At 84.6% G+C, this 351-nt stretch carries 1 pseudogene; it reads left to right on the plus strand.

Going from position 1 to position 351, the window contains the following annotated elements:
- Window positions 1-351 (plus strand): annotated as a pseudogene (locus tag RKE29_RS30610) (hypothetical protein); the annotation flags it as partial.

Raw genomic sequence — 351 nt, forward strand, 5'->3', positions numbered from 1 at the left:
CGCGCGGGAGACCGGTCCCTCGGTGCCCGGCGGCGGCCCGGTGGCGGACGCGTCGCCCGGTGACGGCCCCGTGGCGGACGCGGTGCCCGGCGGCGGCCCCGACCTGCCGTACGCGCCCGGCGCGCGGGCCGCGGGACCGGAGCGCACGGACGGTCCGCCGTCGCCGGAGGACGTGGACACCCTGGTCGTCGGCAGGCCCGTCGACACGTCGGCCCGGGACCGCCGCGACGGTTCACCGGCCGATGAGCGGCCGGCGGCCGGTTCCCGGCGCGCGGCCGACCCCCGGGTGCCCGGCGCGGCCGGGAGCGTTCCGCGCGCGGCGGCGGGGACCGGGCTCCCGGAGGCGGCCGC

Source organism: Streptomyces sp. B1866 (assembly GCF_031932565.1).
In the GTDB taxonomy this organism is placed as follows: Bacteria; Actinomycetota; Actinomycetes; order Streptomycetales; family Streptomycetaceae; genus Streptomyces.